Genomic DNA, 14,040 nt, shown 5'->3' with positions numbered 1-14,040 from the left:
GCGGCGGCCCGCGGCGCGGAGCCACCGCACCCGCCCCAACGCCACAAAACCACCGAGCCCCCCGCAAGAGCCGGCGGCGCCGGCCCCGCCCGCCCGGCCCCCCCCCCCCCCCCGAGTCGCGTCCGGGTCAGGAGTAGACCGGCCCGGTGAACTTCTCGCCCGGGCCCGTGCCCGGCGCGTCCGGGACGATGGAGGCCTCGCGGAAGGCCAGCTGCAGCGAGCGCAGGCCGTCCCGCAGCGGCGCCGCGTGGAAGTTGCTGATCTCCGGGGCGCCGGCGGTGACGAGCCCGGCCAGCGCGGTGATCAGCTTGCGGGCCTCGTCGAGGTCCTTGTCCTTCTCCCCGCCCTCGGCCAGGCCGCACTTGACCGCGGCGGCGCTCATCAGGTGCACCGCGACGGTGGTGATCACCTCGACGGCCGGGACCTCGGCGATGTCCCGGGTGAGGTCGTCGAAGCCGATCGCGTCGTCGTCCGCGCCGGGGGTCTTGGTGGGCTCGCTGCTCAAGGGGGGCTCGTTCCGTCGTGCCGGTGTCAGTACCCCTGGAGCGTACAAGGGCCCTTCCGGAGGCGGACAAAGGTGGTGAGGTGGGGCGGAATAGCGTTCGACTCCGCAGCGCTGTATGCTTCGAGACTGACCGGCCGGGATCCCGTATGGGCACCTGGCCAGCAAGAGGAGGCTCCACCCAGGAGGCCCGAGAGGGCAACCGCGAAAGTCTCCCACCTGGTCGACCTCAGGGTCGACGGGTCCCGGTCCGCGACGGGCGCCACGGCGCCGAGTCGCAGCAGCGCTCCTCACCAGGGTGTTGCCCCCGGATTGTGTGGAGCCCCGCTTGTACCGAGCGGGGCTTTTTTCGTGTCGCGGTGCACACGGTGCCGAACAGGTGCCGGGCAGCGCAGCACGAATGAAGCCCCGCCCAGTGGTCGAGTCCACTACGTGCGTCCGCCGTCCGACGGCCGCATCGCAGAAGGTGCAACCGAGGAGGCCCCATCAGCACCGAGCCCCGCATCAACGACCGGATTCGCGTCCCGGAGGTGCGACTCGTCGGTCCCAGCGGCGAGCAGGTCGGCATCGTGCCGCTTGCCAAGGCGCTGGAGCTCGCGCAGGAGTACGACCTTGACCTGGTCGAGGTCGCGGCGACCGCCCGGCCGCCGGTGTGCAAGCTCATGGACTACGGCAAGTTCAAGTACGAGTCGGCCATGAAGGCCCGTGAGGCGCGCAAGAACCAGGCGCACACGGTCATCAAGGAGATGAAGCTCCGGCCGAAGATCGACCCGCACGACTATGACACCAAGAAGGGTCACGTCGTCCGGTTCCTCAAGCAGGGCGACAAGGTCAAGATCACGATCATGTTCCGTGGTCGTGAGCAGTCCCGCCCCGAGCTGGGCTTCCGCCTGCTGCAGCGGCTCGCCGACGACGTCCAGGACCTGGGCTTCATCGAGTCGTCGCCGAAGCAGGACGGCCGAAACATGATCATGGTTCTTGGCCCGCACAAGAAGAAGACCGAGGCGATGGCCGAGGCCCGCGCCCTCGCCGACGCCCGCAAGGCCGAGCGTCAGGGCCGTACCCCCGGCTCCGACGCCGCTGCGGACGACGACCTGCTGGACGACGACCTGCTGGTCGACGACGAGGTCGCCGATGACGAGGTCGCCGACGACGAGGTGACCGAGGCGGCCGAGGCACAGGACGCCCCGGCCGAGGCGCCGGCCGTCGAGGCCGACGCTCCGGTCGAGCAGCCGGCCGCCTCCCAGGGCGCCTGAGCCTTCACCGGCCAGGGCGGCCCGGGAGACCGGCCCCAAGGTGACGGGGCGCCCCGCCCGGTCACACAGATCCATCCAGTTCACGCCCGCGTGGCGCAGGCCGCGCGGGCGCGGACGGGACCGACGAGGAGATACGGCGAAATGCCGAAGCAGAAGACGCACAGTGGCGCCAGCAAGCGCTTCAAGATCAGTGGCTCTGGCAAGGTGCTCCGCGAGCGCGCCGGCCGTCGCCACCTCCTGGAGCACAAGCCCTCGACGCTGACCCGCAAGCTGGCCGGGACCGTCGAGCTGGCCCCCGCTGACGCCAAGAAGATCAAGAAGCTTCTCGGCAAGTGATCGCCCTCCCGCCCGGCGCGAGCCGTGAGCGGGGCAGCTGATCCTTCCCGACCCATTCGAATGACGGACCACGTGAAGTAGTCCGTGGTCCAACCCAAGGAGTAATCAAGTGGCACGCGTCAAGCGGGCAGTCAACGCCCACAAGAAGCGCCGGGTCATCCTGGAGCGCGCCAGCGGCTACCGTGGCCAGCGCTCGCGCCTGTACCGCAAGGCCAAGGAGCAGGTCACCCACTCGCTGGTCTACAACTTCAACGACCGCAAGAAGCGCAAGGGCGACTTCCGTCAGCTGTGGATCCAGCGCATCAACGCTGCGGCCCGTGCCAACGGCATCACCTACAACCGCTTCGTGCAGGGCCTGAAGGCCGCCAGCGTCGAGATCGACCGCAAGATGCTGGCCGACCTGGCCGTCAACGACCCGGGCGCGTTCGCGTCGCTGGTCGAGGTCGCCCAGAAGGCGCTGCCGGCCGACGTGAACGCCCCCAAGGCTGCCGCCGACGCCGCCTGATCTTCCGAGATCAGTTGAGCTCTGACCGGACCCGCAGGCTCCCTGCGGGTCCGGTTCTGCGTTTCCCCGGATCTTCAGCGCCGCCCGCCACAGAGAACGAGACCATGCCGAGCACCGACACCCCCCTGCTCACCTCCCTGCGCTCGCCGCGCGTCGTCGCCGCCCGCCGGCTCGCCAAGCGGAACCAGCGCACCAAGGAACGCCGCTTCCTGGTCGAGGGCCCGCAGGCCGTCCGGGAGGCCGTCGCCTTCGGCCAGCTGCCGGAATCGGCCGAGCACGCCGTGGTCGAGGTGTACGTGACCCCGGAGGCCGCCGAGCGGCACGCCGCCCTCGTCGAGGCGACGCTGGCCGAGGGGCTGCCGGTGCTGACCGCCACCGACGAGGTGATCGCCGACATCTGCGACACGGTGACCCCGCAGGGCATCGTGGCGCTCTGCCGCTTCATCGACACCCCGTTCGCCGAGGTGCTCAAGGCCCGCCCCAAGCTCGTCGCGGTCCTCGCCCACGTCCGCGACCCCGGCAACGCCGGCACCGTGCTGCGCACCGCCGACGCGGCCGGCGCGGACGCCGTGGTGCTCACCGACGCCTCGGTGGACCTGTACAACCCGAAGGCCGTCCGGGCCTCCGTCGGCAGCCTGTTCCACCTGCCGGTGGCGGTCGGCGTGCCGGTCGAGGAGGCCGTCGCGCAGCTGCGCGCGGCCGGGGTCCGGGTGCTCGCCGCGGACGGCGCGGGGGAGCGCGACCTGGACCAGGAGCTCGACGAGGGCACCCTGGGCGCGCCCGGCGCGTGGGTGTTCGGCAACGAGGCCTGGGGGCTCCCGGAGGAGACCCGCGCGCTGGCCGACGAGGTCGTGCGCGTCCCGATCCACGGGCACGCCGAGAGCCTCAACCTGGCCACCGCCGCGGCCGTCTGCCTGTACGCCTCGGCCCGGGCGCAGCGCTCGCCCGGCGGCTGCCGCTCGAACGCCTGACCCGCACGCTCCAGTCGCCACCGGCCGAGGGCCTACTACAGGGGGCTGCGAGGCGCTAGGGTCTGCCTCTGTGGGGGGAACGGCACGGTGGGTAATCGGGGAGGACACCCATGGTCGGCAGCGGGCCAGAGCTCGACCCGGACGACCTACCGGACGGCCTGGTGGTCGCCGATGCGCTGGGCCGGGTGGTCTGCTTCAACCGGGCCGCGGCCCGGCTCACCGGCCTGCCCCCGGAGGCCGCGCTCGGTAGCGGGCTGGAGGACGTCCTCCCGCTGGAGGACCTGGACGGCCGCCGCTGGTGGCAGCTGACCGACCCGTACGGCGGCCTGGCCACCCGCACCGGCCAGCCGGAGCGCAACCTGCTGCTGCCCGGTGGCCGCGAGGTGCTGGTCTCCGCCCGGTACGTCCGGGACGTGCCGCTGGGGCCGCCGCAGCGGGTGGTGGTCGCGCTGCGCGGCACCGAGGCCCGGCGCCGCACCGAGCGCAGCCACGCCGAGCTGATCGCCACCGTCGCCCACGAGCTGCGCTCGCCGCTCACCAGCGTCAAGGGCTTCACGGCGACGCTGCTGGCCAAGTGGGAGCGGTTCACCGACGGGCAGAAGCGGCTGATGCTGGAGACGGTGGACGCCGACGCCGACCGGGTCACCCGGCTGATCGCCGAGCTGCTGGACATCTCCCGGATCGACGCCGGCCGGCTGGAGCTGCGCAAGCAGGTGGTCGACCTGGCCGCCGCGGTGCGCCGGCACGTCGAGCGCAAGGTCGCCACCGGCATCCCCGAGGAGCGCTTCGACGTCCGGATCAGCGAGTCGCTGACCGTCCTGTGGGCCGACCCGGACAAGGTCGACCAGGTGCTGGCCAACCTGCTGGAAAACGCGGTGCGCCACGGCGAGGGAACTGTCACGATCGAGGTGGCACCGGCCAAGGAGGTCGTCGAGGCGCCCCTCTGGGAGCGCTCGGGCACCCCTCCCCGCATCGTGGAAGGAACCGCGGTCACCGTGAGCGACGAAGGAAGCGGCATCCCCGAGGAGTCGATGCCGCGCGTCTTCACCCGCTTCTGGCGCGGTTCCAAGCGCGGCGGCACCGGCCTGGGCCTGTACATCGTCAAGGGCATCGTGGAGGCCCACGGCGGCTCGATCCGGGTCGACCGGGCCCCCTGCGGCGGCGCCCGGTTCCGATTTATCCTGCCCGCCAGCGTTCCGGACTTCATGCTCTGAAAGAGATGAACGACAAGCAGAGCATGCTCTGAAGGAGCATGAACGCATGCTCCGGGGTCCCGCTGGACGGGCTTCCAGGCAGCCGCGCTACGCGCTGCGACTACACTCGACCTTTGGCGTTGTGGTACGCCCTGTGCGGCTGAGCCGCGGACACCCCTCTTCCCCGTCGTACGGAGAACGGCTGCCCGTGCCCCGGCCACACCGGGCGTACCGCAGAGGCAGCCACCCTTACCTGAGCACGGACGAGCAGGAGCACGGGAAGATAGAGATGTCGGCACCCAACAAGTCGTACGACCCGGTCGAGGTCGAGGCCCTCAAGCCCGAGGTGGTGGAGCAGGCGCGGGACGAGGCCGTCGCCGCCTTCGCCGCCGCCAGCACGCTCGACGAGCTGAAGGAGGCCAAGGTCGCCCACACCGGCGACCGTTCCGCGCTCTCCCTCGCCAACCGCGAGATCGGCGCCCTGCCCCCGCACGCCAAGGCCGCCGCCGGCAAGCTGATCGGCCAGGCCCGCGGCGCCGTCAACAAGGCCCTCGCCAAGCGGCAGGCCGAGCTGGAGGCGGAGCGCGACGCCCGCGTGCTGGTCGAGGAGGCGGTGGACGTCACGCTGCCGTACGACCGCGCCCCGCGCGGCGCCCGGCACCCGCTGACCACCCTGGCCGAGCGCATCGAGGACACCTTCGTCGCGATGGGCTACCAGGTTGCCGAGGGCCCCGAGGCCGAGGCCGAGTGGCTGAACTTCGACGCCCTCAACCTGGGCCCGGACCACCCGGCCCGCTCGATGCAGGACACCTTCTTCGTGCAGGCCCCGGACGGCTCCGCCGACTCCGGCGTGGTGATGCGCACCCAGACCTCCCCGGTCCAGGCCCGTACCCTGCTCGACCGCGAGCCCCCGGTCTACGTGGTCTGCCCCGGCCGCGTCTACCGCACCGACGAGCTGGACGCCACGCACACCCCGGTGTTCCGCCAGGTCGAGGGCCTCGCGGTGGACGAGGGCATCACCTTCGCCGACCTCAAGGGCACCATCGAGGTGCTGGTCGAGAAGCTGATCGGCGGCGGCCTGGAGCTGCGCTGGCGCCCCTCGTACTTCCCGTTCACCGAGCCGAGCGCCGAGATCGACCTGCAGTGCTTCGTGTGCCGCGGCGAGAGCGTCGGCAACCCGGACCGCCCCTGCCGGACCTGCTCCTCCGAGGGCTGGATCGAGCTCGGCGGCTGCGGCGTGGTCAACCCGCGCGTGCTGGTCGCCTGCGGCGTCGACCCCAACCGCTACAGCGGGTTCGCCTTCGGCCTGGGCCTGGAGCGGATCCTGATGAATCGTCACAACGTCGCCGACATGCGCGACATGGTCGAGGGTGACGTGCGCTTCACCCTCCCGTTCGGGATGGAGATCTGATGCGCGTCCCGCTTTCCTGGCTGCGTGAGTACGTCGACCTGCCGGCCGGCGAGACCGGCCGTGACGTGGCGGAGCGCCTGGTCCGGGCCGGCCTGGAGGTCGAGACCGTCGAGCAGCTCGGCGGCGACCTCAAGGGCCCGCTGGTGGTCGGCGAGGTGCTCTCCATCGAGCAGCTGACCGGCTTCAAGAAGCCGATCCGGCACTGCCTCGTCAACGTCGGCGACGCCAACGGCACCGGCGAGCCGCAGGAGATCGTCTGCGGCGCCACCAACTTCGCCGTCGGCGACAAGGTCGTCGTGGTGCTCCCGGGCGCCGTGCTGCCCGGTCCCTTCCCGATCGCGGCCCGCCAGACCTACGGCCGCACCTCGGCCGGCATGATCTGCTCGGCCCGCGAGCTCGGCATGGGCGACGACCACGACGGCATCATCGTGCTCCCGCCGGAGTTCGAGCCCGGCACCGACGCGATCGAGCTGCTCCAGCTGGTCGACGAGGTGCTGGACATCGCCGTCACCCCGGACCGCGGCTACTGCCTGTCGCTGCGCGGCGTCGCCCGCGAGGCCGCCGCCGCGTACGGGCTGCCGCTGGCCGACCCGGCGCTGCTCGACGTGCCGCCGGCCAACTCCTTCGGCTACCTGGTCAAGGTCAACGACCCGGCCGGCTGCGACCGCTTCGTGGCCCGCACGGTCGTCGGCATCGACCCGACCGCCAAGTCCCCGATCTGGCTGCAGCGCCGCCTCCAGAAGGCCGGCATCCGCCCGATCTCGCTGACCGTCGACATCACCAACTACGTGATGCTGGAGGTCGGCCAGCCGCTGCACGCCTACGACAAGCAGCGCGTGAGCGGCCCGATCACGGTCCGCCGGGCGGAGCAGGGCGAGAGCCTGACCACCCTCGACGGCGTGCAGCGCAAGCTCTCCGCCGAGGACCTGCTGATCTGCGACAACAGCGGCCCGATCGGCCTGGCCGGTGTCATGGGCGGCGCCTCCACCGAGATCCTCGACCCGGCCGCCGGCCCGGGCACCACCGAGGTGATCATCGAGGCGGCGCACTTCGAGCCGGTCGCCATCGCCCGCGCCGCCAAGCGGCACAAGCTGCCCTCCGAGGCGTCCAAGCGCTTCGAGCGCGGCGTCGACCCGGAGGCCGCCCGCGCCGCCGCCCAGCGCGCCGTCGACCTGCTGGTCCTGATCGCCGGCGGCACCGCCGAGGCCGGGGTCACCGACATCGCCGCCCCGCACCCGGTGCGCACCATCACCATCTCCGCCGACCTGCCCGACCGGGTCGCCGGCACCGCGTACGGCCGCGAGACCGTGACCCGGCGCCTGCAGGAGATCGGCTGCTCGGTCGCCGGCGCCGACGTCCTGGAGGTCACCCCGCCGACCTGGCGCCCCGACCTCACCGACCCGTACGACCTCGCGGAGGAGGTCATCCGGCTGGAGGGCTACGACAACGTCCCCGCCCGGATGCCCAACGTGCCCCCGGGCAAGGGCCTGACCGAGGCCCAGCGCGTCCACCGCCGGATCGGCGTCGCGCTGGCCGGGGCCGGCTACGTCGAGGTCAACAACTACCCGTTCCTCGGCGAGAGTGCCTTCGAGGCGCTCGGCCTGGAGCCGGACGACCGGCGTCGGCGCACCGTCAAGCTGGTCAACCCGCTCAACGACGAGGAGCCGGCGCTGCGCACCACGCTGCTGCCGGGCCTGCTCGGCTCGCTGCGGCGCAACGTCGGCCGCGGCAACACCGACCTGGCGATCTACGAGACCGGCACCGTCTTCCTGCCCAAGGACGAGCTGTCCGTGGCCCCGCGCCCGGCCGTCGACCGCCGGCCCAGCGCCGAGGAGCTGGCCGCGCTGGACGCCGCGCTGCCGGACCAGCCGCGCCGGGTCGCCGTCGCCCTCGCGGGCGAGCGGCTGCCGTCCGGCTGGTGGGGCCAGGGCGCCGGGGCGTCCTGGGCGGACGCCGTCCAGGCGGCCCGTACGGTGGCCCGCGCGGCCGGCGTCGAGCTGACCGTGCGGCAGGGGCAGCGGGCGCCGTGGCACCCGGGCCGCTGCGCCGAGCTGGTCGTCACCGGCACCGACCGGGTGGTCGGCCACGCCGGTGAGCTGCACCCGCGCGTCGTCAAGGCGCTCGGCCTGCCGGCCCGCACCAGCGCGATGGAGATCGACGTCGACCTGCTCACCGCGGACGGCGCCGAGAAGGTCAACGGCCCTGCGGTCTCCGGCTTCCCGGTGGCCACCCAGGACGTCGCGCTGATCGTCGACGCCGCCGTTCCGGCCGCCGACGTGGAGGCCGCGCTGCGCTCCGGCGCGGGCGAACTGCTGGAGGCCATCCGGCTGTTCGACGTCTTCACCGGCGAGCAGGTCGGCGAGGGCCGCAAGTCGCTGGCGTACGCGCTGCGCTTCCGCGCCGCGGACCGCACGCTGACCGCCGACGAGGCGACCGCCGCCCGCGAGGCGGCCGTCGCCGAGGCCGTCGCCCGTACCGGCGCGGTGCTGCGCGGCGCCTGATCCCGTCAGGCCTCAGGGCCCCGTTCGGACCTCGGTCCGGGCGGGGCCCTTTGCCGTTCCTCGACTTTTCCTGCCTTCCCTCGCCTGCCCTCACCTTTCCTTGGCTTCCCTCACCTTTCCTTGGCTTGACGGAACGTCACCATGTCCACTTAACTCATTAACTATGGAACTAGATAAAGGCGCCGACCTGCCCCCTCCGATCGAGTTCCGCCTGGACCCGGCCTCCGGTGTCCCGACCTATCTGCAACTCGTGCAGCAGGTCGAACAGGCGCTGCGGATGGGCTGGTTGACGGAGGGGGACCGGCTTCCCCGGGTGCGCGAGGTGGTGGCGGGGCTGGCGATCAACCCCAACACCGTGCTCAAGGCGTACCGCGAGCTGGAGCACCGCGGCCTGGCCGTCGGCCGGCGCGGCCAGGGCACCTTCGTGCGCGGACTGCCCGCCGGGGTGGTGCCGTTGCGCGAACGGGCCGCGCTGCGGCGGGGGTTGCTGGACTGGATGTGCGCGGCGCGGGCCACCGGGCTGGACGAGGACGGGATGACCGCGGTGTTCGAGGACACGCTGCGCGACCTGCGGAACGGAGAGGTGGCGTCATGACGGCGGACACCGTGATCGACTGCGGCGGGATCGGCAAGCGCTACCGCCGCTCCTGGGCGCTGCGGGACTGCCATCTGGCCGTCCCCGCCGGGCGCGTGGTGGCACTGGTCGGGCCGAACGGCGCCGGCAAGACCACGCTGCTGGGCCTGGCCGCCGGGCTGACCCGGCCGAGCGAGGGCGCCATGACCGTTCTCGGCGACCAACTGCCGGGCTCACCGGCGGCGTTGGACCGGATCGGGTTCGTCGCCCAGAACGCCGCGCTCTACCCCGGAGTGCCCGTGCGCGACCTGCTCCGGATGGGCCGGTACCTGAACCGCCGCTGGGACGACGCCCGGGCGCACGCCCACCTGGAGGGCCTCGGCATCCCGCTGGACCGCAGGTACGGCCGCCTCTCCGGCGGCCAGCAGGCCCAGGTCTCGCTCGCCCTGGCGCTCGCCAAGCGCCCCGAACTGCTGCTGCTGGACGAGCCGTTGGCCGCTCTGGACCCGCTGGCCCGGCACGACTTCATGGCGGTGCTGCTGACCGCGGTGGCCGAGGACGGCCTGTCCGTGGTGTTCTCCTCGCACGCCGTCAACGAGCTGGAGCAGAGCTGCGACCACCTGGTGGTGCTCGGCGGCGGCCGGGTCCAGGTGGCGGGCGAGGCGGACGACCTGGTGGCCGGCCACCGGATGCTGACCGGCCCGACCGCCGGGGCGGACGAGGTCGCCGCCCGGCTGCCGGTGGTCCGCGACCGCAGGGCCGGGGCGCAGTCGCACCTGCTGGTGCGGACCGGCGGCGTGGACGCCCCCGTCTCCGCCGGATGGCGCCAACAGCGCGTCGGCCTGGAGGAGTTGGTGCTCGCCTACCTGCGCGAGCCGACCGCCTCCGCCCTGCCCGGCCCGCGCGGGGCCGTCCGCGCGTCCGTCCGTACGTCCGAGAAAGCGATGCTGTCATGAGTGCCGTCACCGCCGTTCCCGCCGCGCTGCCCCGGGCCGGGGCGGTGCGGGCGGCGTGGCTGCGGCACCGGCCCGCGCTGCGGGTGCTGCTGGGCGTCCTGGCCGGGCTCGTCCTGCTGCTGGCCGTCACCGGGTACTTCCTGCACGCCGGGTTCGACCGGTCCGGCGCGGGTGACTGCGACATGGCGACGCGGGCCTGCAACGAGCACTGGAAGGGGTTCCTGCGCGAGTACGGCACCGAGCTGATGGTCGGCGCGAACATCGTCTACTTCCTCGGCGGCGCCCTCGGCGCCTTCGCCGGCGGCCCTTTGCTGGCACGGGAGTTCGAGCACGGAACGGTCCGCTTCGCCTGGACCCAGGGGGCCGGACGGACCAGGTGGACGGTGGGCGTGCTGGCCGTCGCGGGCGGCGTGCTGGCCGTCGCGACGGCGCTGGCGGGCGTGGTGACCAACTGGTGGCTGGAGCCGATGGCGAGGCAGTCGGGCCGCTTCACGCCGCTGCTGTTCACGGCCGCCGCGCCCGCCCTGGTCGGCCGGGTCCTGTTGGTCTTCGCGCTGTCCGCGCTCGCGGGCGCGGTGCTGCGGCGGACGGTGGTGGCGGTGGGGATCGGGGTGGCGGCCTCGGTCGTGTCCACGCTGGTCGCCCAGTCCCTGCGGTTCGACTACCGCGCCCCGCTCCAGGACACCTTGCACACGCTGGCGCAGGCCTCGGTCGACCACCGCTGGGAGGGGAGCACGTGGATCACCGACCCGGCCGGGAACCGGATGAGCATCGGGCGGCTCTACGACGCGGGGAACGACTACTACGGCGCCCAGAAGCTGGTGAGCGAGGGCGGCTACTCGGCGCACGAGATCTACCAACCGGGCAGTCGCTACTGGTCGTTCCAGTTCATCGAGCTCGGCTGGATGGCGGTCCTGGCGGTGCTGCTGTGCGCGGCGGCGGTCTGGTGGGTGCGCAGGCGGGCGGTCTGACCTGCGTCTTTGAAGAGCCTTGAAGAGACTTTGTCAAAACCCTTGCGGGGACGGGGAAGGAGGGCCCTTAATTCTCGTTAGGAAAGTTTCCTAACCCCCCGAGGAAACGGAGCATCGTATGCGTCCCCAGCACCACCGTGCCCTCCGCATCGCCCTCGCCGCCGCCCTGGTGGCCGCGCCCCTCACGGTCGCGGCCGCCGGCGCCGCCACCGCCGCGCCGACGTCCGCGACGTCCGTCCAGCTCAAGGGAGTCGGCCTGGACGACCCGCACAAGAAGGACATCGCGATGCAGCTGGTGTCCAGCGCGGAGAACTCCTCGCTGGACTGGAAGGCCCAGTACAAGTACATCGAGGACATCGGCGACGGGCGCGGCTACACCGCCGGCATCATCGGCTTCTGCTCCGGCACCGGCGACATGCTGGACCTCGTCCAGCACTACACCGACCTCAAGCCGGGCAACGTCCTCGCCAAGTACCTGCCGGCCCTGAAGAAGGTCAACGGCAGCGCCTCGCACGCCGGCCTCGGCACCCCCTTCGTCAACGACTGGGCCGCCGCCGCCAAGGACACGGTCTTCCTGCAGGCCCAGAACGACGAGCGCGACCGGGTGTACTTCAACCCCGCCGTCAACCAGGCCAAGTCCGACGGCCTGCGCGCGCTCGGCCAGTTCGCCTACTACGACGCCATCGTCATGCACGGCCCCGGCAACAGCTCGGACAGCTTCGGCGGCATCCGCGCCGCCGCCCTGAAGAAGGCCAAGACCCCCGCCCAGGGCGGCGACGAGGCCACCTACCTCAAGGCCTTCCTGGACGCCCGCAAGGTGGTCATGAAGAAGGAGCAGGCCCACTCCGACACCAGCCGGGTCGACACCGAGCAGTCGGTCTTCCTCAACGCGAAGAACTTCGACCTCAACCCGCCGCTCAAGTGGAAGGTCTACGGCGACAGTTACGCCATCAACAGCTGACGCAACGCCGAGCGGGGCCCGGGAGCAGCACCTCGCTCCCGGGCCCCGCCGCCGTCCACCGGCCGGTGCTCAGGCGCTCGCGGTGTAGTCGTAGAAGCCGCGGCCGGACTTGCGGCCCAGCAGGCCCGCGTCGACCATCCGGGACAGCAGCGGGGGAGCCGCGTACAGCGGCTCCTTGTACTCGTCGTACATCGACTCGGCGATCGAGACGATGGTGTCCAGACCGATCAGGTCGCACAGCCGCAGCGGGCCCATCGGGTGGGCGCAGCCGGCCTCCATGCCCTTGTCGATGTCGGAGGCCGTGGCCACGCCCGACTCGAACATCCGCACCGCGGACAGCAGGTAGGGCACCAGCAGCGCGTTGACCACGAAGCCGGCCCGGTCGCGGGCGCGGATCGGCTCCTTGCCGAGCTCCTGGGAGGCGAAGGCCTCGACCCGCTCGGTGGTCACCGCCGAGGTGGTCAGCGTCGGGATGACCTCGACCAGCTTCTGCACCGGCGCCGGGTTGAAGAAGTGCAGGCCGATCACCTGCTCGGGGCGGGAGGTGGCGGCGGCCAGCTTCACGATCGGGATCGACGAGGTGTTGGAGGCCAGGATCGCGTCACGGCGCTCGACCACCTGGTCCAGGGTCTGGAAGATCTTGACCTTGATGTCCTCGCGCTCGGCGACCGCCTCGACCACCAGGTCGCGGTCGGCGAAGTCGGCCAGGTCCACGGTGAAGGCCAGCCGGGCCAGCGCCGCGTCCCGCTCCTCCGGGCTCAGCTTGCCGCGCTTGACCGCCGTGTCCAGGGAGTTGGTCAGCCGGGTGCGGCCGAACTCCAGCGCCTCGCCGCTGGCCTCCGCCACCAGGACGTCCAGCCCGGCCCGGGCGAAGACCTCCGCGATGCCCGACCCCATCAGGCCGCAGCCGATCACTCCGACGCGCGCGATGTCACTCACTCAGTTGCCCTTCGGTGGTGCTGGGGATCGCCCAGCGACTGGTGACCCAGCGAGCTGCTGGTCAACGGGCCGGTGTGCCGGAATGGGTGCACCGGTCACCGTCCCGACGACGTTACTACTCCGTACCGGCCAGTAGGTCACCCCCTCCCCGGCCGGGTGCCAGCGCCTAGAAGACTGATGAAGATGTTGGGTTCTGGCCCCGCCGCGTGAGCGGCGGGGCCAGACTCGTGTTGTGGCGATGGGGGAATGGTCCGGAGAGACTGTCGGGCCGGATGTCTGGGAGACCTGCCGGGACCTGATTCCGGCAGGGAGTGTGTTCGCGTTCCTGGCCGAGCATCGCGGCCGGCTGTTTCCTGCGGTGATGTTCACGGACATGTACCCGTCGGCGAACGGCCGCCCGAGCATGCCGCCCCAGATCCTGGCAGCCGCGATCACTCTTCAGGCCCTGCACGGGCTCTCGGACTTCGAGACGGTCCAGGAACTGCGCTGCGACCTGCGGTGGAAGGCAGCGTGCGGACTCGGCCTGCACGACACCGCGTTCGATTCCTCACTCCTGGCCTACTTCCGCCGCCGCCTGGCCCGCTCCGCCCGACCGAACCGCGTGTTCGAGGCCGTGCGGGAGGTGGTGAAGGCGACCGGGGTCCTCAAGGGCAAGCACCGCCGGGCGCTGGATTCCACCGTGCTGGACGACGCGGTCGCCACCCAGGACACCGTGACCCAGCTGATCGCCGCCGTGCGGGCGGTGATCCGCGAGGTCCCCGGCGCCGACGAGGTCGCCACCCGCCACTGCACCGCACACGACTACGCCGACCCGGGCAAGCCCCGCATCGCCTGGAACGACGCCCAGGCCCGCGCCGACCTCGTGGACGCCCTGGTCGGCGACGCGCTGTTGGGGGGGGGGGGGGGGGGGGCCGGCGCGGGGCGGCCCGCGCGCGCGCGCCCGCCCCCGCGCGCGCGCGCCGCG

13 protein-coding genes and 1 pseudogene are annotated in these 14,040 nt (G+C 72.3%); 12 read left to right on the top strand and 2 right to left on the bottom strand.

Annotated features, from left to right (window positions below; translation table 11 throughout):
* Window positions 1–127 precede the first annotated feature (127 nt).
* Window positions 128–505, bottom strand: a complete 378-nt coding sequence (locus ACFV6D_RS03755; protein WP_063346861.1) for a DUF1844 domain-containing protein — start codon at window positions 503–505, stop codon at window positions 128–130.
* Window positions 506–987: 482 nt separating this feature from the next.
* On the opposite strand from ACFV6D_RS03755, the gene infC reads away from it, so the two are divergent.
* From infC to ACFV6D_RS03700, 11 genes are all read left to right on the top strand, one after another.
* Window positions 988–1,758 carry a translation initiation factor IF-3 gene (infC, locus tag ACFV6D_RS03750; protein WP_079135472.1) on the top strand — a complete coding sequence of 257 codons (771 nt, stop codon included), beginning with the start codon at window positions 988–990 and terminating at the stop codon, window positions 1,756–1,758.
* Window positions 1,759–1,899: 141 nt separating this feature from the next.
* Window positions 1,900–2,094: a 50S ribosomal protein L35 gene (gene rpmI, locus ACFV6D_RS03745; RefSeq protein ID WP_030055648.1), complete on the top strand. Its 195-nt coding sequence runs from the start codon at window positions 1,900–1,902 to the stop codon at window positions 2,092–2,094.
* A 109-nt stretch (window positions 2,095–2,203) separates the two neighbouring features.
* A complete protein-coding gene (rplT, locus tag ACFV6D_RS03740; protein WP_030055649.1) occupies window positions 2,204–2,599 on the top strand; it encodes a 50S ribosomal protein L20 in 396 nt (131 codons plus the stop codon).
* Between the two features lie 104 nt (window positions 2,600–2,703).
* A complete protein-coding gene (locus ACFV6D_RS03735; protein ID WP_063346859.1) occupies window positions 2,704–3,570 on the top strand; it encodes an RNA methyltransferase in 867 nt (288 codons plus the stop codon).
* Between the two features lie 110 nt (window positions 3,571–3,680).
* Window positions 3,681–4,784, top strand: a complete 1,104-nt coding sequence (locus ACFV6D_RS03730) for an ATP-binding protein (RefSeq protein ID WP_063346858.1) — start codon at window positions 3,681–3,683, stop codon at window positions 4,782–4,784.
* A 268-nt stretch (window positions 4,785–5,052) separates the two neighbouring features.
* Entirely contained in the window at window positions 5,053–6,174 is a 1,122-nt protein-coding gene (gene pheS, locus ACFV6D_RS03725; RefSeq protein ID WP_363372880.1) for a phenylalanine--tRNA ligase subunit alpha, read from the top strand.
* On the top strand, window positions 6,174–8,675 hold the full coding sequence (gene pheT / locus ACFV6D_RS03720; protein WP_363372878.1) for a phenylalanine--tRNA ligase subunit beta: 2,502 nt from the start codon (window positions 6,174–6,176) through the stop codon (window positions 8,673–8,675). Before pheS ends, pheT begins: the two co-directional genes overlap by 1 nt.
* A gap of 163 nt (window positions 8,676–8,838) precedes the next feature.
* Window positions 8,839–9,270, top strand: a complete 432-nt coding sequence (locus ACFV6D_RS03715) for a GntR family transcriptional regulator (protein ID WP_380346227.1) — start codon at window positions 8,839–8,841, stop codon at window positions 9,268–9,270.
* A complete protein-coding gene (locus ACFV6D_RS03710) occupies window positions 9,267–10,205 on the top strand; it encodes an ATP-binding cassette domain-containing protein (protein WP_063346854.1) in 939 nt (312 codons plus the stop codon). Before ACFV6D_RS03715 ends, ACFV6D_RS03710 begins: the two co-directional genes overlap by 4 nt.
* Entirely contained in the window at window positions 10,202–11,176 is a 975-nt protein-coding gene (locus ACFV6D_RS03705; protein WP_380346229.1) for an ABC transporter permease subunit, read from the top strand. The genes ACFV6D_RS03710 and ACFV6D_RS03705 overlap by 4 nt, the downstream gene beginning before the upstream one ends.
* Window positions 11,177–11,294: 118 nt before the next feature.
* On the top strand, window positions 11,295–12,137 hold the full coding sequence (locus tag ACFV6D_RS03700) for a chitosanase (RefSeq protein WP_380346231.1): 843 nt from the start codon (window positions 11,295–11,297) through the stop codon (window positions 12,135–12,137).
* A gap of 69 nt (window positions 12,138–12,206) precedes the next feature.
* Here the strand turns inward: ACFV6D_RS03700 and ACFV6D_RS03695 are convergent, their stop codons facing one another.
* Window positions 12,207–13,076 carry a 3-hydroxybutyryl-CoA dehydrogenase gene (locus ACFV6D_RS03695; RefSeq protein WP_063346851.1) on the bottom strand — a complete coding sequence of 290 codons (870 nt, stop codon included), beginning with the start codon at window positions 13,074–13,076 and terminating at the stop codon, window positions 12,207–12,209.
* A gap of 206 nt (window positions 13,077–13,282) precedes the next feature.
* Between ACFV6D_RS03695 and ACFV6D_RS03690 the strand changes: the two are divergent.
* Window positions 13,283–13,971: pseudogene (locus ACFV6D_RS03690) on the top strand (transposase); the annotation flags it as partial.
* Window positions 13,972–14,040 lie beyond the last annotated feature (69 nt).

It is taken from the genome of Kitasatospora sp. NPDC059812 (assembly GCF_042732075.1).
GTDB lineage: Bacteria > Actinomycetota > Actinomycetes > Streptomycetales > Streptomycetaceae > Kitasatospora.
The sequence above is the reverse complement of the archived record's forward strand: the minus strand, read 5'-3'. Positions and strand labels throughout refer to the sequence as shown.

What these genes read in the sequence shown, in the direction of transcription:
- rpmI (WP_030055648.1), top strand. Translation starts at nt 1,900, where the DNA reads ATGCCGAAGCAGAAGACGCACAGTGGCGCCAGCAAGCGCTTCAAGATC.
- ACFV6D_RS03735 (WP_063346859.1), top strand. Translation starts at nt 2,704, where the DNA reads ATGCCGAGCACCGACACCCCCCTGCTCACCTCCCTGCGCTCGCCGCGC.
- ACFV6D_RS03730 (WP_063346858.1), top strand. Translation starts at nt 3,681, where the DNA reads ATGGTCGGCAGCGGGCCAGAGCTCGACCCGGACGACCTACCGGACGGC.
- pheS (WP_363372880.1), top strand. Translation starts at nt 5,053, where the DNA reads ATGTCGGCACCCAACAAGTCGTACGACCCGGTCGAGGTCGAGGCCCTC.
- pheT (WP_363372878.1), top strand. Translation starts at nt 6,174, where the DNA reads ATGCGCGTCCCGCTTTCCTGGCTGCGTGAGTACGTCGACCTGCCGGCC.
- ACFV6D_RS03715 (WP_380346227.1), top strand. Translation starts at nt 8,839, where the DNA reads ATGGAACTAGATAAAGGCGCCGACCTGCCCCCTCCGATCGAGTTCCGC.
- ACFV6D_RS03710 (WP_063346854.1), top strand. Translation starts at nt 9,267, where the DNA reads ATGACGGCGGACACCGTGATCGACTGCGGCGGGATCGGCAAGCGCTAC.
- ACFV6D_RS03705 (WP_380346229.1), top strand. Translation starts at nt 10,202, where the DNA reads ATGAGTGCCGTCACCGCCGTTCCCGCCGCGCTGCCCCGGGCCGGGGCG.
- ACFV6D_RS03700 (WP_380346231.1), top strand. Translation starts at nt 11,295, where the DNA reads ATGCGTCCCCAGCACCACCGTGCCCTCCGCATCGCCCTCGCCGCCGCC.